Raw genomic sequence first — 22,361 nt, forward strand, 5'->3', positions numbered from 1 at the left:
TGCTGAACCGCTTCGGGTCGATGCGCTGCCGCACGCCGCTTTGTGGCCGTCGAGCGCCAGCGGGGATGTCATCGCGTTCGGTGACGCGCATTGCTGCCCGCAGACATCCCGCCGAAAATCAGGGCTTCCGGGGCTTCAAAATTCCACTTGTTCTCTTTTTGTTCCTATGGAATCCATAGGGCCGACACGCCTCGGAGAGCACCATGCCGAACGACGTCTTTCGTGCGGACGACACTACGTTTCCCACGGTCCTGCTGAGTTCCGAGCTTGGAAAGGGCCAGTCCTCGACCTGTCCCGCATCAAGCCATCCACCCGAACAGCGGGAAGCGGTTTGGCTGCAATGGGAAGAGCTTTGGTTGACGGAGATGGCCCTGCGTGTCGATGACGTATCGGACGGGGGCTGGCATTGAGGTGGCGCGTACGCTCGCGCGTCGCGCGAGTAGGCGTCTCAGGTCGTCCTCGAAGCCCTTCGGCGTTGGGCGTAGAGCATCAAGGAGACGAAGCTGGGCGAGGCAGGTCCCGCCGTTCGGCATGGCCGCGAGGAACGAGAGTTTGCCGGAGGGGGCTGGTGTGCCCGCCTCCGGCCCGAGCAACCCCTGGACCTCGACACACGGGCACGCGCGAGATCCAGATCTCCTGAACCGATGGGCCCTGGCGGCGCAGGGATCGGCTCACGGGGCCGACGCGACGGCTACAAAGCTCTTCTTCCGGCGATCCGCAGAATGCCATATCCGAGAACGCCGGCCAGCAGCGAGCCCGCCAGGATGCCGTACTTGACGCGGTCCTGCATGTGCGGGTCCTCGAAGGCGAGCAGACCGATGAACAGGCTCATCGTGAAGCCGATGCCGCAGAGGAAGGCGACTCCGAGAACCTGAAGCCACGTCGCGTGTGTGGGGAGTTCGGCGAGCCGCAGCCGGACCATCAGCGCGACCGCGCCGAAGATCCCGACGACCTTCCCGATCAGAAGCCCGGCCGCAACGCCGACGGCGAGTGTGTCCGTCATGATCGCAGGCGTTATCGAGGCAAAGGACACGCCGGCATTCGCGAAGCCGAAGATCGGCAGGATGGCGAAGGCGACAGGCGCATGGAGCAAGCTCTCCAGGCGGTGCAGAGGCGCCGTCTGGCGGGAGGGATCCGGCGTCGCGGAGGCCGTGGTGATGGGAATCGTCAGGGCCAGCAAGACGCCGGCGAGAGTCGCGTGGACGCCGGACACCAGGAGCAGGACCCACAGCACCGCGCCGAGCGCGAGGTAGATCCGCAGATCCTGGAAATTGGCGGCGCACAGGCTTCTGAGAATGCCGAAGACGAAAACGGCGCCCAGCAGGGTGGCAACGTTGATATTGGCCGTATAGAAAATCGCGATGATGATGACGGCGCCCAAGTCGTCGATGATGGCCAGGGCCGCCAGGAAGATCTTGAGAGAAGACGGCACGCGCGAGCCGAGGAGCGACATCACTCCCAGCGCGAAAGCGATATCGGTCGCGGCGGGGATGGCCCAGCCGCGCAAGGCGTCCGGGTTGTTCAGGTTCAACATCACATAAACGATGCCGGGGATGGCCATTCCCCCCACCGCGGCCACGCCCGGCAGTGTCCGCTTCCCCCAGGTGGCAAGCTGGCCGGTCAGAATTTCGCGCTTGATCTCCAGACCGACGAGCAGAAAGAACACCGCCATCAGTCCGTCGTTCACCCAGTGTTGGACGCTCAACGGTCCGGCGTATGCGTGCAGGGTCGCGAAGTAGCCGGGGGCCAAGGGCGAGTTGGCGACAGCGATGGCGGCCAATGCGCAGGCCATCAGAACGAGTCCGGCGGAGGTCTCGTGATGAAAGAATGCGCGCAGCGGGGACATCGGCCGCTGGGTCCGGGACGGCCCGCTCATGGGCGTCCTCCCGCATGGGAGGAAGAAATCCGCTTATGAAGCAAAGGACGAGCGACGGCGCTCGTATCCGCGCGATGATACATGCAGGTCTCCAACGCTGGCGGCCCGACCAGCGCAACAACCTGCCGATCCAATAGGGGATCGCGCACCCATGCCCTTATGATCTTCCAAAAATGGCAAAGGCATGACCGGGTGAAGCTGCAGTCCAAGGCCCCGGTCGACGGGCGCTGCGACGAAAAAAGTCGGCGCTGCGCAGATTGAAGTTGGTGTTGGCGTGACGCACACCAAACCACCTCCGGCGCATGCGCAAAGGCTCACCGCGGCAGAATGGCGGCGATCCACGCCTCAAGTGAACGTCGGCTTGTTTGGCGGAAACGCCCTTCGCACCGCAGGCGCTATCAGACAGTTTCTGGCTGGCGCAGCCGTTCGGACAAGGGCGAGGCGGTTACTTCGGCCTTTCGCGTTTGGAGATGTGGGAGGGCGGCGCGCCGTAGCGGGTCCGGAAGGTGCGCACGAAATAGGAGAGGTCGCCGAAACCCGCCTCCAGCGCGACTGTCGCGATGCGCGCGCGAGGCCCCTCCTCGCTGGTCAGGAGGGCATGGGCAGCGGCGAGCCGCCGCTCGAGCAGATAGCGGGAGAAGGTCGTGCCCTCCTGCGCGAACAGCTTCTGCACATAGCGGCCCGTGACACCGTGCAGCCGGGCGACGCTCTCCACGGACAGGTCTCGCCGGGCATAGTCCCGATCCACCTGATAGCGGATCGCGGCGAGCCGGACGGCCGGGCTCAGGGCTCCTTGCGCGGGGTCGTCCAGCCCGAAGAGCGTTCCCGCCAGATCGCGCAGGTGATTGCCCGCGAGCCGCGCATGCCGCTCGGAATCAAGCGGAATCATCCCCTGGAGCACGGCGCCGGCATAATGGGTCAGGAGCATGAGCCGGTTGTCCGAAGCCGGCGCCGGCTTGGCGATCCGCCCATGCAGGGCTTCCGCATGGGCGGCGACGGGCGCCGCCATGCGCAGGAAGTCGAACCGTTCGGCCCGCGTGGCATCGAGTTCAAAGGGGTGTCCGAGCGCGACGAGGGCCGCACTGCGCTCCTCCAGCCATATCTCCCGTCCGGCCTGGCGCAGGCCGATCCGGCCGCCGACGGGACGGACGAGGATGATATCGGAAGGCACCATCCCCCGCTCCGACCGGATGACGGCGCGCACGTCCACGCATGTGGTGATGAGGATGTCCGGCAGGGCGCAATGGACGATGCGCGCCGGTCTGCCGTTCGCCGCGCCGAAATGCAGGCTCACGTCTCCCAGAAGATCTGCGAACAGCTTGACGGCCGCGTCCTGCCCCCGCCGTGGCGGCAGGCCGGCGGTGGTGAACCATGCGGGATCATAACGGCCGGCCATGCTCGCTTCCGTTGAATAATTCCAAGTTGTTGCGCCTCGGAGACAGGCGAAATGAAAGAGGTCGAGTTCGCTTTAGACCATGTTCGGTTTCGCTTTCAACCAAGCGCTGCGATCGGGATGAATTTATCACCTTTCATCCAGGGTTCATTCTCCGCTTCCTCTCCGGGAGAGGCGGACCAGATCAGAATAGTTCCAGAAAATGACGTATGATCGCCGCGCCCGTTTGTTGACGATGACCAGTGTCCTCTCCCTGGCTGTCGCTCTCGCCTCTCCGGTCCTCGCCCAGACGGCAACGCCGGCCCGGCCCGTGACGAGCGGCGGGGAGACGATCGACCTCGATACGGTCACGGTAACCGCGACGCGCGCGGACCGGCCGATCAGCGATGTGCCCCAGACCGTGCGGGTGATCGAGCGCTCCGAGATCGAGCAGCAGTTACAGCTCACCAACAATCCGGCGGCCGTGCTGGCCAAGCTCGTTCCCGGCTACAGTGTGTCCACACAGACCATCTCGGGCGCCTCGGAGACCTTCCGCGGTCGCGATCTGCTGGTCATGATCGACGGCGTGCCCATGAACACGCCCCTGCGCAACGTCTCGCGCCTTCTGGCGCTGATCGATCTGAATTCGGTGGAGCGCATCGAGGTGGTGGCTGGCGCTTCCAGCACCTATGGCGCGGGTGCGACCGGCGGTACGGTCAACTTCATCACCAAGCGGCCCACGGAGGGCGCGCCGAAGGCATCGGTCAATGCGGCCTTGCGGACCTTCACCGCCAATCCCGGCGCGTCGCTTGCTCCGGAGGTTTCGGGGACGGTCTCCGGCGGCGTGAAGGGTGGCGTCGATTATCTGGTCACCGCCACCGGCTCCTTCGCCAACAACACCTATGATGGCGACGGCCGCCTGCTACCCTCGGACGGCATGCTGGGACAGGGCGGCGGCGGCGAATATGGCCGCGGCAATTTCCTCGGCAAGATCGGCTACAACATCGATCCCACCAAGCGGATCGAGGCGCAGGCCAGCTGGATCTATATGCAGCAGGATCCCAAATGGGCGACCAGCTATGCGGGCGCCTATGCCGCCCCGGCCATCGGCACGCCTTACACCGGCCAGTCCGTGCTGGAGGATTCCAAGTCCGTGTCGCTGCGCTATACGGACAGCGCGTTCGCCCTCGGTTCGCTCTCGATGCTGGGCTATTACAACGACATCAAGAAGCGCTTCAATTACAGCAGCTTCGACATCCGGAACAATTATCTGGTCTATTATTCGGGTAATCTCAGCAGCCCGACGTCGCCCTACAACCAGACCATCCTCAATTCCGAGCGCGGCGGCGTGAACATCACGGTGGATACGCCCCTGCCCATCCTGAACGGCGCCACACTGACCTGGGGGGCTGACGTGGTGCATGACGACACGTGGCAGACCCTGACCAACGGCGAGAACGTCTTCACGCCGCTTTCCCAGATGACCTATGCGGGGTTTGCCCAGTTGCAGGTGCCCATCGGCGAACGGCTGGTGGTGCGCGGTGGCGTCCGCTATGAATATCTCGACGTCACGGTCAACGACTTCACCCGTCCGGCCGCTTTCCTCGGCTTCTCCGGCCTCGGCTATGCGGTGCTCCCCGCCATGGCCGTGACGGGCGGAACCTATGACTACTCCGCCCCCACCTTCAATCTCGGCGCCACCTACAAGCTGACCGAGACGGTCGATCTCTATGGTGGCTTCAGCCAGGGCTTTGCCCTGCCGGACATCGGCGCCTTTACGAGGCGCGCCGGGGCTTCGGGAACCACCCAGATCCTGCAATACGGCTGTTTCCTCGGCACCCGCCTGCCGGCCGGGCCCTACACCTGCAACAAGCGCAACACCATCAGCTATGACGATCTGGGTGTCGAAGCGCAGATCGTGAACAATTACGAGATCGGCGTACGGGGCAGCATCGGTGCCTTCAAGGGCAGCCTCGCCGGCTTCTATTCCACTTCCAACGAGGGCGTGAACTTCATCGCGTCCACCAACGCCATCGGTCAGTCCAAGGAAATCATCTACGGCGCCGAATTCACCGGCGAATATGCCTTCACCCCGAATTTCGCGCTCGGCACCAATCTCGCTTTGCGCGAGGGGCGGTGGGATTCCAATGGCGACGGCACCATCGATGCCTGGCTGCCGAACAACCGCATCTCCACGCCATTCCGAGGCACGGTCTACGGCAATTACCGCTTCGACCAGGGCACCACGGTGCGGGCCGAGGTCGAGTTCTGGAGCGGACGCGGCAAGTTTGATGGCACGCAGCTGTTCGAGATCCAGTCGGGCGCCACGCTCAACCTGGCCGTCGCCCATCCTCTGGCAGGCGGCACCGTCTATGTCTCCGCCGACAATCTGCTCGACAGCGCCTATGTGAATCCGTCCGCCACCGCCACCCGCAATTATGACGTGTACGGCTGGGGGCGCACGCTCACAGTCGGCTTCAGCAAGACCTTCTGACGCCATGGTGAGCCTCGACATGGAGGACGGCGACATGGCCGTCCTGCGCTTCCTCCCGCCCTACGGGCCGCAGGACGAAGCCCACTATCTGGCGGCGCTGGAGCGGATTGCGGAACTCGACCGCCCCTTCGTGCTGCTGTCCCTCTTCGGCGGCGGGCCGGCCCTCTCGCCGTCGGGCGACCGGGCGCAAGCCCTCTGGTTCAAGCGCACGCGGCTGCGCATGGAGGAGATGTGTCGCGGCTGCGCCATGGTGCGGCCCGGCGCGTCCGAGACTACGGCCACGCCCTTTCGCCGGCTGTGGTCCTTTCCCTTCATGGCCACCGATGACGAGCAGGCGGCCCGCACCTTCCTTGCCGGCCACCGGCAAAAGCCCGCGGAGGCCCCGCCATGAGCACGGATGTGGTGAGGGACGAACCGACATCGTCAGCTGGCATCAGCCGACCGCGGCTCTTTATCGTTCTCGCCGGCCTTTATCTGGCCCAGTCGATCCCCAGCTACCTGCTGGTGGCGGCCATTCCGCCGATCTTGCGCGAGCAGGGCGTCTCGCGCACTACCATCGGCCTTTTGTCCGTCCTCATGCTGCCGCTCGTGCTGAAATTCCTCTGGGCCTCGTGGGTCGACCGGCTGCGTCCCATTGCGCGCGCCCACCGGGCGGGCTGGATCGCACTCACCCAAACCGGTACGGTTCTCGCGATCGGGCTGCTGGCCTTCATCGAGCCCACCGACACGACGGCCTTCCTGGCCATCGGCATGCTGATCTCTCTGCTCGTGTCCACGCAGGATATTGCCACCGACGGCTACGCGACGCGGGAACTGGCGGTGAAGGACCGCCCGTTCGGCAATGCCATTCAGGGTGGGGCGGTGGCCTTCGGCGTGGTCATCGGCGGCACGCTCAGCCTTGTCATCTATCACCACTTCGGCTGGCGGCCGATGATCTGGACCGTCGCCGCGCTCTCGGTGCTCCCGCTCGCGGCCGCCTTCGCCATGCGCGAACAGGATGATCCGCCCTCTCATGGCGCCCGGTATCGGCCCTCGCTGCGCGCCTTCTGGGCGCGGCCGGAGGCGCGGGAGGCTCTCCTCCTCGCGCTGATCTATCGGTCGAGCGAGGGGCTCGTGAAGGCGATGGAGGGGCCGTATCTCGTCGATCGCGGGGTGCCCCTCGACATTCTCGGCTATCTGTCGGGGGGCGCGGCGGCCACGGCCGGCCTCATCGGCTCGGGCCTTGCGGCCGTCCTCATGGTGCGGATGGGAACCGGCGGCGTCCTGACATTGCTGGGCGGCCTGCGGACCCTTTGCTTTGCTCTGTTCGCCCTCCATGCCTTCGATCTCGTCCACGGATGGCCCGCCCTCATGGGCGCCGCCGCCTTTCAGACGCTGATCCGCTACATGGAGATCGTCGCGCTCTACAGCCTCTTCATGGCGGTGGCCTCGAAGGACCAGCCGGGCACCGATTTCACGGTGCTCGCCTGCGCCCAGCTCGTGGTCTATCTCGCCGGCTCCAGCCTCGCGGGCATCGTCGCCGACCGCATCGGCTACGGCTTCCTGTTCGCGCTTTCCGCAGCCTTGTCTCTGGCCGCCGTGCTTTACGTGAGGATGGTGGGCAAGCGGATCTATGGACCGATGCAGGGCTGAATGTCGCGCTCCGGCTGTCACCACTTCTGGAGGGCGATTCAAGAAAGAGAACGCGTGATCCGACCAGATTGCGATGCAATCCGATCGGCGCGTGCTCCAGCCCATGGCGGAGGTCAGGCTCCGCCAATCGGTGCGAGAATCGTCGTCCTCATTCGTCTACCTGTTAGGGGCCCTGTCTCGGCTCCAAAGAGCAGGAGCCCCGCGAGTGCCTGACGACCGTCTCCCACGTGCCGCCGATGGATCGCCGTTACCTCCCTTGCCCCCGTGCCTTGAAATGATGCCGGGGAGACGCTGATGTCGGGTGGAGCGATCAGGATCTGGGCCCTCATCCACAAATGGAGCAGCCTGATATGCACGGCGTTTCTTTTGCTCATATGTCTCACGGGCCTGCCGCTGACCTTTCACGAGGAGATCGACCACTGGATCGATCCGCCTCCCGCTTATGCGGAGATGCCACCTGAGACGCCGCATCAGAGCCTCGATGACCTGATCGGCCGGGCGCAAGCCCTGTATCCGGGCGAGACCATCGTCTCCCTGTTCAAGGACGATGACGCGCCGCAGGTGCTCGTGTGGATGGCACCATCCTTTGCTGCGATGGAGAAGGACCCCAAGCTTGAGCATTTCATCCGCTTCGATGCACGCACCGGGCAGGTGATCGAGCAATCGAAGCCGCCGGAACAGCAGCGCACGAGCTTCATGACGCTCATGCTCCGGCTTCACGTGGATCTGTTCGCGGATCTGGCCGGGAGCCTGTTCATGGGGGCGATGGGCCTGCTTTTCGTTGCAGCGCTCGTGTCCGGGGTCGTGCTCTACGGCCCCTTCACACGCAAGCTCGACTTCGGCGTCGTGCGGAGCGGGCGCTCACAGCGCACCCGCTGGCTCGACCTGCACAATCTCCTCGGCATCGTCACCGCTCTCTGGGTGCTGGTCGTCGGCGCGACAGGTGTCCTCAATGAACTGGCGACGCCTCTTTTCACCCTATGGCAGCGCACCGACGTGCAGGCGATGCTGGCGTCGCGGGAGAGCGATACGCCGCCGGCGCCGGGCGAGCTCACATCGGTGCAGTCCGCCTATGACAAGGCGATCCGGGCGTTGCCGGACATGCATGTGGCCGCCGTCATCTATCCCGGAAACCCGTTCGGCAGCCCGCACCATTATCTGCTCTGGGGGCACGGCAAGACCCCACTGGCCGAGCGCCTTTTCAGTCCCGTCCTGGTCGATGCGCGGACCGGCGAACTGACGGCGGTGGTGGAGATGCCCTGGTACCTGCGTGCGCTCGAAATCTCTCGCCCCCTGCATTTCGGCGACTATGGCGGCTTGCCGCTCAAGATCATCTGGGCGCTGCTCGACCTTGTGACCATCGTCGTTCTGGCGAGCGGCCTCTATCTCTGGCTTGCCAAGCACAGCCGGGTTCGATTCCCCCGGCATAAGCGCATGCCAGCTCCCGCGGCCGCGGACCTGCCGGAGGCGGCGGAATGAAGGCGCGTCCTGCGGCCTTCTGGCGTCAATGGGGCTGGCCCATCGGCCTCGCGCTTCTCACATTGTTCGGCCTGGTGTCCGCCCTGCTGGGGCAGGGCGGCATATGGTGGGTCCTTTCATGGATCGCTCTTGGCGTCCCCCTGCTCGTGGCGCTCCGGCATGTCCTGCGATCCGGGCGTTCGCCAGCGTAGAGCCCGTTTCGGTTTCAGAGCTCCGGACAACCATCTGATGACTCGGATATTTTCCCGACTTGCCTGGTGAGCTCCGCCGCAGAAAGAAGTTGCTGCTTAGAATCTGTATAAATCATTGTTCTTGCGTAAGAATTTTGATTTGGGCTAAGCCCCTCCGTGTTGTCGGACGCTTTCGTGTCACGTCCGCCAGCGCTGCAATCGCCGACAAGGGCCGGTTCCGCCTTGGCGGACGGCGCTGGCGCGGCCGGAGGGTGGTGTTCAGTGGGCTGGGATCTTGCCGCATTGTTCAAGCAGCATGCGAAGGATATCGCGCAGGCGCTGCGCAGGCGCGGCCTGACGGCGGACATGGCCGCCGACCTCACCCAGGACACGTTCGTCCGGGTTCTTGTGTCGCCGCCAGCCGAAAGCGCCCCCGTGAACAATCCTGCCGCTTATCTCTTCCGGGTGGCCCGCAATCTTTCCATCGACCATCTGCGGCGGGAGCGGCTGCTGAACCGCGTGGATCTTTGCCCCGATGGCTTCGCGGCAATCCTCGATCCATCGCCCTCGCAGGAGGTCGTCGTCTACGACCGGCAGAAGCTTGCCCTGACCGCTGCTGCCCTGGCCGAGCTGCCGGAAAAGACACGGCGGGCCTTCGAGCTGCACCGGATGGAGGAGATGACCGTCGCGGAGGTGGCGGCAGAGCTCGGCCTCTCCCGGTCGCGGGTTTGGGCGCTTGTGCGGGATGCTTACGAGCATATCGACCTGCGGCTGAGCGGCCTCTGAGCGGCCGGCATCACGGCCGCTGAACAGTCGCGCGTGCCGTTCGTATGGTGATAGGAAGCTCCCGATCCTGCCGCGTCGGCAGCCCGCCCGCACGAGGAATGCCCATGAGCGAAGCACCGGAAGAGCGCCTGCTGTTTCGGGAAGCCGCCGATCTGGCCATCCGCCTGCAGAATGACCCCGCCAACCCGGTCGCGCTCGACATGGTTCGCGCCTGGTCCGCCCGCAGCCCCAGGCATGCCGCGGCCTGGGCGCGCGTCGCGCAGATCCACGGCATGACCGGCAAGATCCTCGGCGACCAGCGGAAGACCGCCGATGGCCACGGCGGGCTGACACGGCGCATGGTGATCCTGGGTGGCATGATCGGCCTCGGTGCTGCGGCCGCGGGCACATGGCTGGGTCCGCAGGCCATCCGGCATGCCCGTGCGGACGCATCGACCTCTACGGCCGAAATCCGGCGGGTGGTGCTCGCCGATGGCAGCGTGATCACCCTCGGCCCGGACAGCACGGTGGCCGTCCATTTCTCGGAAGCCCGGCGGGAGATCGTACTCCTCGATGGAATGGCCTTCTTCGAGGTCGCGCGAGACCCGGCACGGCCTTTCACCGTCCTGTCGGGATCGGTGTCCGTGACGGCGATCGGCACGGCGTTCGATGTGTCCAGCGACGGGGGGTACATCTCCGTGTCCGTCGACCATGGGATCGTGGAGGTCCACGCGCCGAATGCGTCGCTCAGCCCCGGCGAGCGCCTGAATGTCGGCGATTGGATCACACTCGATCCGTCCTTGCACAAGGTGGCCCGCGGCGTGCGCGAGGCGTCCCAGATCGCCGCCTGGCGCGAGGGCATGCTCATCGCCGAGCAGGAGACCGTCTCGGCGATGGTCGCCAAGATCGCCCGCTGGCAGGCCGGTCCCGTCATGCTCGCGGACCCCTTCCTTGGATCGCGCGTCGTGAGTGGGGTGTTCGACCTGAGCAACCCCCTCCGCGCCATTGAGGCGGTGGTCCGTCCGTTCGGCGCCAAGGTGCGCCAGCTGGGGTCGTTTGCGACGGTGATTTCTCCCGTCTGACAAAAAGGCGACGAGAACGCAGGAGATTCCGGAGCCCCGTTCGTAAGCCCTAATAGGGGCTCAAGCGACCAGCGATGTGCAGACGCCAGCCCTCCTGTGAAAGCGACGGAGAGGCTTGGACATGCAGCCGGGGTCTGGGACAAGGGGTTTCGCCAGCGTTGGCCGGAAGGTGATGATCGCCACGCTGCTCGCGACCACCGCGCTTCTGGTGGAGGGAGCGCGCAGCGGAAGCGGTGCCCGCGCGCAGGCCGGTGTCCAAACCACCTTCAACATTCCCGCCGGCCCATTGAGCCGAGCCCTTGCGGCCTTCGGGCGGCAATCGGGCACGCAGGTTTCCTACGAAGCCGCGATCGCGAACGGCAAGACCTCGCCCGGGTTCCAGGGAACCGCGACGCGCGAGCAGGTGATCGCACAGCTTCTCCAAGGGTCGGGGCTCGTCTACTCCTTTTCCGACGCGACGAACGTCCTGATCACCCGGCCGCGCCCCGTCAGCGCGACCACGGCGAGCGATGGCTCGCTTCTCCTCGATACGATCAATGTGGAAGGGCAGGGGATCAACGATTGGGATGCCCCGCCGTCCTATGCCGGGGGGCAGGTCGCAACGGGCGCGCGGCTCGGAATCCTCGGAAATGTCAGCATCATGGACGCGCCCTTCAGCGTCACCAGCTACACGTCCAAGCTGATCCAGGAGCAGCAGGCCGTGACGGTGGCCGACGTGGTGGCGAATGATCCGTCCGTGCGGGTCTTCACCAACGGCATCAGTTCCTCCGCCGGCGCGGGTGAAGTCTTCTTCATCCGCGGCTTCAGCGTCACCAACCAGAGCATCCTGATTGACGGCTACGGTGGGATTTCTCCCGATCGCCTCATCCCGGTGGAAACCATGGAGCGTGTGGAGGTGCTGAAGGGCCCGAACGCGCTTCTGACGGGCTACACCCAATATGGTTCCCTTGGCGGGTCGATCAATGTGGTTCCCAAGCGCGCAACGGACGAGCCGATCACGCGCTTGACCGGCAGCTATATTTCCGATGGCCAGCTCGGCACCCAGATCGATTGGGGAAGGCGTTTCGGTCCCAACAAGGAATGGGGCGTGCGGGTCAACGGCATCTTCACGGACGGGGACACGTCCGTGGACGGCCAGTCCGCCCGCCTCGGGACCGGCACCCTTGCGCTGGACTACCGCGGAGCGGACCTGCGTGCGAGCCTTGATGCCGGATATATCAGCCAGAAGACCTATGCTCCGACCGGCGCGGCCGGCTTCGGCTTTGTCTCGGACATCGCCATCCCGCGCGCGCCGGACGCCAGCAAGCAGATCTACCAAAGCTGGGAGTATTCCGGCACGAACACCGCCTATGCGCTCGGCAAGTTCGAGTATGACATCAACTCAGCTTGGACGGTCTATGGCGGGATCGGCGGCAGCACCTACAGGCAATCGATGCTGTCCACGGACATCCTTGTGGTCGATCCGGCGGGGAATGCAACGGCCACGGCCTATTACAGCCCCATCAACGGCAATTCGACCTCCGCTCAGGCGGGCATTCGCGGGGAGTTCGCGACCGGCCCCATCGGACACAAGATCAATCTCAACACCTCATACCTGTACCAGTCCCTGAATCAGGAAAGCAACTATTACGGCTTCTACGCCTTCGACACGAATATCTACAACGCCCCGACCGTCGCTCGCCCCTCGACCTTCGGATTCAGCGACGACCCGCCGAGATACTGGAATATTAACGCACCTGCCGTCACCCTGACGGACACGCTCTCGATCCTTGACGAGCGCGTCCTCTTTACTGCCGGGGTACGCTATCAGCAGATCAAGGTGGATGTGTTCAATCCCGATGGAAGCATCTCGCAGGCCTATGATGAACAGGCGGTCACTCCCGCCTTCGGCCTCGTGCTGAAGCCCTTCGACCGGATGTCGCTGTACGCCAACTACATCCAGGGCCTCCAGCAGGGACCGATCGCCTATCAGGGCACGGTGAATGCCGGCGAGGTGTTCCCGCCGATGATGACGGAGCAGGTGGAGGCCGGCATCAAGTATGATTTCGGCGCCTTCACCGCCACCGCCAGCATTTTCCAGATCACCAAGCCCAGCAGCATCATCTCGACCAATGCAGCGGGCGAGTCCGTCTTCAGCGTCAATGGCGAACAACGCAACCGGGGCGTGGAGGTCAACGTCTTCGGCGAGCTTTCGAGGGGGCTGCGTCTCCTCGGCGGCGTCGCCTACACGCAAGGCACGCTGACCCAGACCGCGGACCGGCTCTATGACGGCAACGCCGCGGTCGGCGTACCCAACTGGCAGACCAATATCGGCATCGAATGGGATCCGGAACCGGTTGCCGGCCTCACCTTATGGGGCCGGATGCTGGCCACCAGTTCCCAATATGTGAACCAGGCGAACACCCAGCAGATCCCGAGCTGGATCCGCTTCGATCTCGGGACGCAGTACAAGACGCACGCATTCGGTAATCCACTCGCCTTGCGTTTCGCGGTGGAGAACGTCTTCGACAAGAGCTACTGGGCGGCCGTGAACGATGGGTGGGTCTCGACCGGGCTTCCGAGAACCTTCAAGTTCTCGGCCGTGATGGACTTCTGAGGCTGGAGCCGGCCATGCGCCCCGGCGGCGCATGGCTTGGCCGCGAGGACGGCATGGACGCCCCAAGCTCATCCATGCCGATCGGGCGGCGACGACGCCCGATCGGCCGCCCGCTGCGCCCGCTGACCGCAGCATCGTTCGGAGCCACAAGGCCATATCCGGGCGAGGCGTGCCGCGCCCTTCCGGGTGACCTGCCATTCAGCAGGTTTTGTCAGGCCTGCGGATCGTCCTCGTGCTGCACGTTCGCGTTGGCCGCATGGCGCAATCGCTCGTTCTCGCGCCGCAAAGCGTCCATTTCGTCCCTTATAGGGGCGAGTGCGGCTTCGAGTTCGGACTGGGTGAAGCGCGGCGTGATATGCTGCGGGCAGTTCCAGTCGAAGGCCTCGACCGCGATCAGGACGGAGCGCTCGATGCGCCCGGCATAACCCTGAACCGCCAGCCGCTGCGTCAGCGCAGGATCGTCCGCCGCGTCGATGATACGGGCGTGACCGAAGATCTTCAGCCGCTGCCGATGGGCATAATCCATCAGGAACAGGGAGACCCGGTCGTTGGCTTCGACGTTTCCGGTGGTGATGTACTGCCGGTTTCCGCGGAAGTCGGCAAATCCGAGGGTGCGCTCGTCCATCACCTTCAGGAAGCCGGCCGGCCCGCCGCGATATTGCACATAGGGCCACCCGGTCTCAGAGACGCTCGCCAGATAGAAGCCGTCGCGCGCGGCGATGAACGCCCGCTCGGCCGCGCCGAGCCCGTCGATCGGGTCTGCCTCATCCAAAGAGTGGCGCGCGCGGCTACGGGCCCATTGGGCCGCGCTGCCGAAGCGTTCCTGCGCGGCCTCGACGGATGGGGTGGAGGTGATATTCAGGTATCTCTCATGCATGAGATCCTCCGCGCTTTCTCGCCGCTCCATGGCGGCTGAGCTCTCGGGGGAACTGTCAGGACTGCCAGGCCCAGTCCGTCACCTGCCAGCGCATCTGGCCCCGGTCGGCAACGATGCGGCCGAGCCCGGGAAAAGGCATGTGCGTTGCGGCGATGAGCGCACCTTCGGAGGCGGCGCGGGAGAAGAAGCGATCGCGCATGGACTGGGCGGCCGCGCGGTCCTGCTCGAACACGAAGCCGACGTCCGTCGCCTGCGGGTGCACCACCGGGAACAGCATGTCGGACACCATGATAAGGCTCTGGCCGGCATCGGCGATCCGGACGCCGATATGGCCGGGGGTGTGCCCAGTCAGATCGACGATCGAGATCCCCGGCGCCACCTCCCGCTCGCCGTCGATGGCCTGGAGCCGGGGATAGAGCTTCGCCACGGCAGCCGACATCCGGAAGCTGTTCTGGAGATACTCCGGCGCACCCGCCCGCTTGGCCGGATCTGTCCAGTGCGTGACGTCCCGCCGGTCGATGAAGAGTTCGGCGTTGGGATAATTGTTCTGGCCGCCGACCACGAGACCGCCCAGGTGGTCTTCGTGCATATGGGTGACGATCACCGCATCGATCTGGTCCCGGCGCAGGCCGATCGCCCCGAGGGCCTGCGGCAGCGCACCCGTCTGCCCGATGGAGCCGGCCGGGCCGGTGTCGAGCAGGATCCTGCGCGTGCCATCCTCGATGAGATACTGGTTGAAGACGAAGCGCACGCCGCTCGGCCGCGCGACGAACTGCGCCACGGCGGCCTGCTCCACCTGGGCAGCCGTGCGGCCGGGGAAAAAGGTGTAGGGCATGTCCGCATAACCGTCCGTGACAGCCGTCACGGTGAAGCGGCCGATCCTGATCTGCGCCAGCGGCGTCACGCTGGCTGCCGGAGCGGCTGCAGCGGCCGCGGCAGGAGCAGAGGTCTGCCCCGCCGCAGGTGCGGCCGTAGCACTTCCGGCCGACGTGACGAGCGGGAGGACACCGCCGCCGAGAATGCCGAGGGAGAGGCCGGAGGCAAAAGCGCGGCGGGAGAGATCGGGCATGGCTGGATCCGTCTGGTGAGAGGGCATCGGGACAGGCCGTCCCGACCTCGGCCCCGGTTGACGGTGACGTTAGGATATCCACTTATCGCGCGGTATTCTGGTTTTTCGGGAGCTATCCTCCCAGATTTCGGTAGGTTGAGATGGATCGCTTCGATGCCATGTCCGTGCTCCTGGCCGTCGTCGAGGCGGGCAGCCTTTCGGCCGGCGCCAGGCTCCTGCGCGCGCCGCTTGCGACCGTCAGCCGGAAGATTGCTGAGCTGGAGCTTCATCTGGGAACGCCGCTGTTCGTCCGCAGCCGGCGGGGGCTCGCCCTCACCGAGCCCGGCCGCGCGTTCGTTGCCGCCTCCCGGCGCATCCTGAGCCAGCTGGAGGAGGCGGAGCGGGAGGCGGCCGGAGAATTCAGCACACCGCGAGGGACGCTGCATGTCACCGCGCCCATCTCCTTCGGTGAGCGTCATCTCCTGCCCATCGCCCTCGAATTTCTCGCGGAACACCCTGAGATCAGCCTGCGCCTGACGTTGACCGACCGGCAGATCAGCCTCGGAGACGAACACATCGACGTGGCGCTTCGGATCGGGCATCTGGAGGACAGCGCCCTCATCGCGACCCGCGTCGGCGCGGTCCACCGGGTGATCTGCGCCAGCCCCGCTTATCTCGCGCGACGCGGCGTTCCCCGCCGGCCGGAGGATCTCGCCACCCATGAGGGCATCAGCTTCCAGGGCTTTGCGGTCGCGCCAGAGTGGCGTTACCGGCGGGACAGTGCGGCCTTTAGCATCGAGCCGAGCCCGAAGCTCGCCGTAAACACCACGGAAGCCGCCATCCAGGCCGCCCGTGCCGGTCTCGGGATTATCCGCGTGCTCTCCTATCAGGTGGCGGACGAACTGCGGTCCGGCGAATTGCAGGTCCTTCTGCCGGAGTCCGTGCCCGAGCCGCTGCCGGTGAGCCTCATCTATCCGCAGGCGGATATGCTCCCGCTGAAGGTGCGCAGCTTCCTCGACTGGACCGTCCCGCGTCTGCGCGCTCGCATGGCATCGCTCGATGCGGGCGAGCCCTACAGTGGCGGCCGGTAAGCCGGGCGTTCGCCCCGTCGGGCGCCTTGTGACCGCGCGCAACCGTGGCTGAGGCGGTCACTTAGCTCTGTCAGCACACTGACCTCGGGAGGGAGGTGCGGCGTCCCTCGATGAATGCCGGTTGAGTGGAGACGGCGGGCGTCCATTTCCAGCGCGTGGTCGATCCGTCCCTGGTTCGGCGGCATCGGGCAATATGTCCAAGTGCTCCCGCCGACGCGGGCTGGCTTCATGTAGATTGACCGATCATTTGCGTGGCCGCTGTCAGGCCGGCATGCTGCGGATATGCGCGCCCATGGTGGCGGCGCTTTCCGCCACATGGCCGGATTGTCCAGCGGGCGCTATGACACGGCGATCATCGGACAGGCAGCAGAACGCATGCGCACCCGCGCCGCCACATGGAGAGCCGTCGTCGCCTGTCTGGCGGCGTACGTCCTGCTGTGGCAAGGGCTTCTCGGTGCCATGGCGCTGGGTGCCCATGCGATGCCGGATCTCTCCTCCGACTTCGGGGTGATCTGCACCAGCAATCCGGACGGGGAAGAGGGCGGCAAGGCGCCGGACGGCAGTGCCCATGCCCCCGATTGCTGCTGGCAGGGCTGCCCCATGTTCGGGGCGGCGGCGCTCGCGCCCCCGGAAGCCGTGGCCTCGCCTCCGACGGTTCCCCCTCGGAGCATCGGCCGCCGCGCGCCTGAGGTCGTTTCCCAATCCATACGCGCCGCCGAGCGCCCCTCACGGGCCCGTGCGCCTCCACGGATGGCCTGACCGCGCGAAAGCGCTTTCTCAGCCATTCCGCTCCCATTCCCCGTGCCCCGCGCGCGGCCGACGTCCCGTGGAGGACGCCCATGACCCCTGTTCTCAACGCTCCGAGGAAAGATGGCGCACGCCGCCTGCTGCGGCGCCTCAAGGTGGAAGAGATGATCGCGATCGCAGCAATCGTGCTGGCCATCATCGCACTCACCGCCCAGGCTCTGATGGCTCACGGAGCCCTAACGGCCCATGAGGCCCCGCAGGGCGCCACGATCACATCCGCCCCTGCGCGCATCGCGCCTTCGCTCTCCGGCGTGGTGACGCCATGACGACGACCAGCCAGCCCATCGGAAGGAGGCGTCTGCCTCTCCTCCTGCTGCTCATCGCACTCGCCATCGCGGGTGCGATTGCCCTGTCTGTCTATGTCTCGAACTTCCTCCTCGGCCGGGAACCGTCGGTGCGAACCAGCGTCGGCGGTCCTTTCCGGCTGGCCTCGTCCAAGGGCGAGGTGCTGTCCAGCGACGATCTCAAGGGCAAGCCGTTCGCCATCTTCTTCGGCTTCACCCACTGTCCAGATGTCTGCCCGACCACGCTCTGGGACATGTCCCAGTCCCTGGAACGTCTGAGGACCGGGGGGCTCGGCCTGCCTGTGCTGTTCGTCTCGCTCGACCCGGAACGCGACACGCCACAGGTGCTCGCGAGCTATATCGACGCCTTCGATACCCAGATCGTGGGTCTGTCCGGAACGTCGGAGGAGATCGCCAGACTGGCGCGCGCCTACCGGGTCTACTGGAAGCGCGTGCCGGGGAAGGACGGCGATTACACGCTCGACCACACCGCGACGGTCTATCTGATGGACGCGCGCGGGCAGTTTGCGGGAACCATCGGCTATGGCGAGGACGCCTCCTCGCGGGACGCCAAGCTGAGGCGCCTCATCGCTGGCGAGCCCTCCGCAGTAGGGCACTCCGGCTCCTGAGGCCTTCGCCGCCGCACACAGGACCGCCTCATCCCACAAAGGGGGAGGCGGTCCACCTGCCACGTCTCGACGGATCACGTTCCAATGCCGATGACCTTGCCGCGCCGTGCCGCGCGCCCGCGCGCGCTCGCGCTAGGGGCCGCCTTATGCCTCCTGATTGCACCACGCCCGCTCCCTGCCGCGGACGGGGATGCCCGGCTTGTCCGCCTCGGCGAGGCCCTGTTCTTCGACGTCAACCTCTCGAAGAACCGGACGCAGTCCTGCGCCACATGTCACGATCCGGCCCGCGCCTTCACCGATCCGCGACCTGGCCCCAAGGGTGGCGCGGTCTCGTTGGGCGACGACGGGCATTCCTATGGCGGTCGCAACGTCCCGAGTGTTGCCTATGCCGCCTTCAGTCCCCCCTTCGGCCGGACGACGGCCGGGGACTATGTGGGAGGGCAGTTCTGGGACGGGCGCGCCGACACGCTGGAAGCACAGGCCGGCCAGCCCATTCTCAATCCAGTGGAAATGGCAATGCCGGACAAGGCAAGCATCGCCGCCCGGCTGCGTGAGAAGCCGGAGTATGTGGCCGCCTTCCAGGAGGTGTTCGGCCCCGATGTCTTCAGAACGCCTGCGACGGCCTTTGCCGCGCTTGGCAAGGCATTGGCTGCATATGAGCGCAGTCCGGCGGTCTCGCCCTTTGATTCCAAATACGATCGGTTCCTGAAGGGCGAATATCAGATGACGCCCCAGGAGGAGCTGGGGCGGGTTCTGTTCTTCTCAAACCAGTTCACCAATTGCCGTCAGTGCCACCAGTCGGGCGGCCCGGATGCCGCGACCGAGACCTTTTCCAACTACCGCTTTCATAATATCGGCGTGCCGCGAAACCCGGTCGTCGGCAACACAGAGCCGGACCATGGCCTGCGCGACCGGAAGGGCATTCATGATGCCCGACAGGACGGGCGATTCCGCGTACCGGGGTTGCGCAATGTCGCGGTCACGGCACCCTACATGCACAATGGCGTCTTCTCCGACCTGCGCACGGTCATCCTGTTCTACAACAAGTATAATTCCCACGCGGAGGCGCGTCAGATCAATCCCGAGACGGGCCAGCCCTGGGCTCCGCCCGAGGTGCGGGGGACACTGTCGCAAACGGAATTGCAGGCCAGCCCGGCCCTCGATGATCGCCGGATCGATGCCCTCGTGGCGTTCCTGAAGACACTGACCGACAAGCGCTACGAGCCGCTGGTAGCGTCCGGCCCAAATGATGGACCTAAATGACCGGTCGTGATCAACAATCGTTTCTGGATCAATATTTCCAGTCTGCTTCCGGGCATGTTATTCGGTCGAGCACTGGGGGATTCTGAAATGCTGCGGACCGTGAGATCCGCAAATCGCAGCGCGCAATGGCTCATCGGCTGGACCGCCGCCTATGCGCTGTTGCTGCAGCTTGTCCTGATCGGCGCACTGATGCCGGTCAACGCCCATGCCTTGCCCGGCGCCGAAATCCCCATCTGTGGCACGTTTTCCATTTCCGATGCAGACGGGGCTGTACCCGACGACCAGCGCGTCGCGGTGCATTGTCCGCTTTGCCTCGCACGCGCCGATGCGGTGATCCTGCCGTCCCCCCCGTCCGTGGCGCAGGTCGCGCGGCGCACGCAGGCGCCGCATTATCAGTCGGTTTCGAAGCCCTGGCGGTTCGCGCGTCCGGCGCGCAGGCCCTCTCAACCCCGCGCGCCTCCACTCCAGGCCTGAGCTTTGCCGCGCCTGCCGCGCGGCCCCGTCACCCATTCCTGCCGCGGCACCGATGCCGTCCCGCGCCCGCGCGCCGTCATGGTCGCGCGTCGTCGGGTCATGCTCAAATTCCTGGATTTCTTCCCATGAACGCTCATTCCCTCCTGCGTTTTCGTGATCAATTGCGTCACAGCAGTGCTATGACATCCCCCGCGCTCATTGCGCTCTTCGGCGGGCTGATGATGGCGTCGGCCAGCGCCCAATCCGCCGGCAAGCCGGTGAGCAACAGCCTGCCCACGGTCGTGGTGACCGCCTCGCAACCGGACTGGGGCGCCAATGAGGGCGCGGGCGAAAACCTCTTCCTGCCGCTGGACACCTCGACGATCACCAGCATCATGGCCCGAACGGCCGCGCTTTCCACGAGCGACAGCGGTGCCTTGCTGACCGGCGTGCCCGGCGGCGCGGCCTGGGGCGCGGGTGGAGTCTCCAGCCTTCCGGCCATCAACGGCATGGGCGCCGACCGGGTGCAGATCGACATCAACGGCATGACCTATGGTGTCGCCTGTCCGAACGAGATGAACCCGCCGCTGTCCTTCGTGAACCCGGCGATGATCTCCAACATGACCGTCTTCACCGCCACATCGCCGGTGAGCGTCGGCGGCGACTACACCGGCGCCAAGGTGAAGGTCGAGGTCGCGCAGCCCAAGTTCACGCCGGGCCAGCAGATCACCACCAGCGGCAGTGTCTCGGGCTACTACCGCAGCAACGGCAATGGCTACGGCACGGACGTGACCGCCACCATGTCCAACGAGGACACGAACGTGACCTATACGGGCGGATGGGCGCGGGCGAGCGACTATACCTCGGGCAACGGCACCACCATCAAGTCCACCATGTACGAGACGCAGAACCATGCGGTGAGCATCTCGAAGCGGGACGCCAGCAACCTGTTCACGCTGCAACTCGGAGGCCAGTTCATTCCCTATGAGAGCTACGTCAACCAGTACATGGATCTGGTCGACAACCGCTCCTTCTTCATCAACGGGAATTACGAAGGCCGGTTCGAGTGGGGCAGGCTGGAGGCCAGCGCCTTCTTCAGCCGGGTCCGGCACACCATGGGCTTCATCCAGCCGGACAAGACCGGCGACATGCCCATGGACACGCGCACCAGCAATCTCGGCTACAATATCCGCGCAACCATCGACGTCTCGCCGCACGATCTGGTCAGGGTCGGCAACGAGCTCGTCTACAACACGCTCGATGACTGGTGGCCGCCCGTTGCCGGCTCCAGCATGATGGGCCCCGACACCTTCATCAACATCAACAATGGCCAGCGCACGCGCATCGGAACCTATGCCGAGTGGGAGCGGCACTTCAACGATCAATGGACCGGCATCATCGGGGTGCGGAACGACATCGTCTGGATGAACACCGGCGACGTGCAGGGCTACAATGCGATGATGTACGGGGCGAACGCAGCGGCGTTCAACGCCCTCGATCACGCCCGCACCGACATCAATTTCGATGGCTCGGCGATCCTGCGCTACACCCCGAACGCCATGAGCTCTTACGAGCTGGGCCTCGCCCGCAAGACGCGCTCACCGAATTTCTACGAGCGCTATGCCTGGTCCACCAATGCCATGGCCATGCAGATGATCGGCTGGTTCGGCGACGGCAACGGCTATCTGGGCAATATCGACCTCGTGCCGGAGAAGGCCCATACGGTGAGCTTCACCGCCAGCTGGCATGACGCGGCCCAGAAGGTCTGGGAAGTGCGCGTGTCGCCTTACTACAGCTATGTACAGGACTACATCGACGTGGATCGCTGCGCGCTCGCCGGGTGCCTGTCGAACCTCGCCAGCAATCTCACCACCACCAACAACTTCGTCTTTTTGCAGTTCGCCAACCATGACGCCTGGCTCTACGGCATCAACATCGACGGCAAGCTCGCACTGTGGGATGGCCCGGTCTACGGCCGAGGCGTCCTGCGCGGCAACGTGAACTTCGTGCGCGGCCAGAGAACCGACGGTGTCGATCTGTATCACATCATGCCGGTCAACGGCACGGTGGGGCTGGACCACACCATCGGCAACTGGACCAACAGCCTCGAAGTGCAGATGGTCGGCGCCAAGACGCAGGTCAGCGAAGTGCGCAACGAGACCGAAACCTCCGCTTATGCCCTGCTCAATTTCCGCACGGCTTATGAGTGGAATGCGGTCCGTATCCAGTTCGGCATCGATAACATCCTGGACACCGAATACGACCTCCCGCTGGGCGGGGCCAATCTGGTGAATTACCAGCAGGTATCGATGATGGGGTCGTCGTCCGTCTGGGGTTATGGCGTTGCCGGCCCCGGCCGCTCGGTGAATACGCGCGTCACCGTCAAATTCTGATCGACCCGCGGGCGCGGCTCCCTCGCGCCCGCACCTCGCTGGCGCCGCCC

General features: G+C 65.3%; 19 protein-coding genes. 15 read left to right on the forward strand and 4 right to left on the reverse strand.

All coding sequences use genetic code 11. The features are described 5' to 3' along the window. The first annotated feature begins 203 nt into the window (after positions 1 to 203). Positions 204 to 410 carry a hypothetical protein gene (locus AZC_RS25445; protein ID WP_133866726.1) on the forward strand — a complete coding sequence of 69 codons (207 nt, stop codon included), beginning with the start codon at positions 204 to 206 and terminating at the stop codon, positions 408 to 410. Between the two features lie 281 nt (positions 411 to 691). Here AZC_RS25445 and nhaA read toward each other — a convergent pair whose 3' ends face one another. Both nhaA and AZC_RS24325 read right to left on the reverse strand, forming a co-directional pair. Further along, on the reverse strand, positions 692 to 1,876 hold the full coding sequence (gene nhaA / locus AZC_RS06815) for a Na+/H+ antiporter NhaA (RefSeq protein ID WP_012169854.1): 1,185 nt from the start codon (positions 1,874 to 1,876) through the stop codon (positions 692 to 694). A gap of 445 nt (positions 1,877 to 2,321) precedes the next feature. Continuing rightward, positions 2,322 to 3,272 carry a helix-turn-helix transcriptional regulator gene (locus tag AZC_RS24325; RefSeq protein WP_012169855.1) on the reverse strand — a complete coding sequence of 317 codons (951 nt, stop codon included), beginning with the start codon at positions 3,270 to 3,272 and terminating at the stop codon, positions 2,322 to 2,324. Positions 3,273 to 3,504: 232 nt separating this feature from the next. Between AZC_RS24325 and AZC_RS06825 the strand changes: the two genes are divergently transcribed. The 7 genes from AZC_RS06825 (at position 3,505) to AZC_RS06860 (ending at position 13,466) form a co-directional block, all read left to right on the forward strand. Beyond that, on the forward strand, positions 3,505 to 5,742 hold the full coding sequence (locus AZC_RS06825; protein ID WP_052285881.1) for a TonB-dependent receptor: 2,238 nt from the start codon (positions 3,505 to 3,507) through the stop codon (positions 5,740 to 5,742). Positions 5,743 to 5,746: 4 nt separating this feature from the next. Further along, on the forward strand, positions 5,747 to 6,133 hold the full coding sequence (locus AZC_RS06830) for a hypothetical protein (protein ID WP_043879010.1): 387 nt from the start codon (positions 5,747 to 5,749) through the stop codon (positions 6,131 to 6,133). Then, on the forward strand, positions 6,130 to 7,374 hold the full coding sequence (locus AZC_RS06835; protein WP_012169857.1) for an MFS transporter: 1,245 nt from the start codon (positions 6,130 to 6,132) through the stop codon (positions 7,372 to 7,374). Before AZC_RS06830 ends, AZC_RS06835 begins: the two co-directional genes overlap by 4 nt. 366 nt (positions 7,375 to 7,740) lie before the next feature. After that, positions 7,741 to 8,853 carry a PepSY-associated TM helix domain-containing protein gene (locus tag AZC_RS06840; RefSeq protein WP_244421804.1) on the forward strand — a complete coding sequence of 371 codons (1,113 nt, stop codon included), beginning with the start codon at positions 7,741 to 7,743 and terminating at the stop codon, positions 8,851 to 8,853. A 452-nt stretch (positions 8,854 to 9,305) separates the two neighbouring features. Continuing rightward, positions 9,306 to 9,809, forward strand: coding sequence for a sigma-70 family RNA polymerase sigma factor (locus AZC_RS06850; RefSeq protein ID WP_043879012.1), 504 nt, complete (start codon positions 9,306 to 9,308; stop codon positions 9,807 to 9,809). Between the two features lie 104 nt (positions 9,810 to 9,913). Continuing rightward, positions 9,914 to 10,870, forward strand: coding sequence for a FecR family protein (locus AZC_RS06855; RefSeq protein WP_012169860.1), 957 nt, complete (start codon positions 9,914 to 9,916; stop codon positions 10,868 to 10,870). A gap of 172 nt (positions 10,871 to 11,042) precedes the next feature. After that, the gene (locus AZC_RS06860) at positions 11,043 to 13,466 is read left to right on the forward strand and encodes a TonB-dependent receptor (protein WP_244421805.1); all 2,424 of its coding nucleotides are present in this window, start codon (positions 11,043 to 11,045) and stop codon (positions 13,464 to 13,466) included. A gap of 211 nt (positions 13,467 to 13,677) precedes the next feature. On the opposite strand, the gene AZC_RS06865 is transcribed toward AZC_RS06860, so the two are convergent. Both AZC_RS06865 and AZC_RS06870 read right to left on the reverse strand, forming a co-directional pair. Continuing rightward, entirely contained in the window at positions 13,678 to 14,343 is a 666-nt protein-coding gene (locus AZC_RS06865) for a pyridoxamine 5'-phosphate oxidase family protein (protein WP_043880104.1), read from the reverse strand. Positions 14,344 to 14,398: 55 nt separating this feature from the next. Next, positions 14,399 to 15,412 (reverse strand): MBL fold metallo-hydrolase, encoded by a 1,014-nt coding sequence (locus AZC_RS06870; protein ID WP_043879014.1) that lies wholly within the window; start codon positions 15,410 to 15,412, stop codon positions 14,399 to 14,401. A 140-nt stretch (positions 15,413 to 15,552) separates the two neighbouring features. On the opposite strand from AZC_RS06870, the gene AZC_RS06875 reads away from it, so the two are divergent. The 7 genes from AZC_RS06875 (at position 15,553) to AZC_RS06905 (ending at position 22,311) form a co-directional block, all read left to right on the forward strand. Then, positions 15,553 to 16,482, forward strand: coding sequence for a LysR family transcriptional regulator (locus AZC_RS06875; RefSeq protein WP_012169864.1), 930 nt, complete (start codon positions 15,553 to 15,555; stop codon positions 16,480 to 16,482). Positions 16,483 to 16,797: 315 nt separating this feature from the next. After that, a complete protein-coding gene (locus tag AZC_RS24330; RefSeq protein ID WP_052285882.1) occupies positions 16,798 to 17,241 on the forward strand; it encodes a hypothetical protein in 444 nt (147 codons plus the stop codon). Positions 17,242 to 17,321: 80 nt separating this feature from the next. After that, complete coding sequence (locus AZC_RS06885) at positions 17,322 to 17,555, forward strand: hypothetical protein (RefSeq protein ID WP_012169866.1); 234 nt, start codon at positions 17,322 to 17,324, stop codon at positions 17,553 to 17,555. Further along, positions 17,552 to 18,202: an SCO family protein gene (locus AZC_RS06890; RefSeq protein ID WP_012169867.1), complete on the forward strand. Its 651-nt coding sequence runs from the start codon at positions 17,552 to 17,554 to the stop codon at positions 18,200 to 18,202. Before AZC_RS06885 ends, AZC_RS06890 begins: the two co-directional genes overlap by 4 nt. 84 nt (positions 18,203 to 18,286) lie before the next feature. After that, the gene (locus tag AZC_RS06895; RefSeq protein WP_012169868.1) at positions 18,287 to 19,465 is read left to right on the forward strand and encodes a cytochrome-c peroxidase; all 1,179 of its coding nucleotides are present in this window, start codon (positions 18,287 to 18,289) and stop codon (positions 19,463 to 19,465) included. A 6-nt stretch (positions 19,466 to 19,471) separates the two neighbouring features. Then, positions 19,472 to 19,939, forward strand: coding sequence for a DUF2946 family protein (locus AZC_RS06900; protein ID WP_148209810.1), 468 nt, complete (start codon positions 19,472 to 19,474; stop codon positions 19,937 to 19,939). Between the two features lie 179 nt (positions 19,940 to 20,118). After that, entirely contained in the window at positions 20,119 to 22,311 is a 2,193-nt protein-coding gene (locus AZC_RS06905; protein WP_148209811.1) for a TonB-dependent receptor, read from the forward strand. Positions 22,312 to 22,361 lie beyond the last annotated feature (50 nt).

Source organism: Azorhizobium caulinodans ORS 571, assembly GCF_000010525.1.
Lineage (GTDB): Bacteria > Pseudomonadota > Alphaproteobacteria > Rhizobiales > Xanthobacteraceae > Azorhizobium > Azorhizobium caulinodans.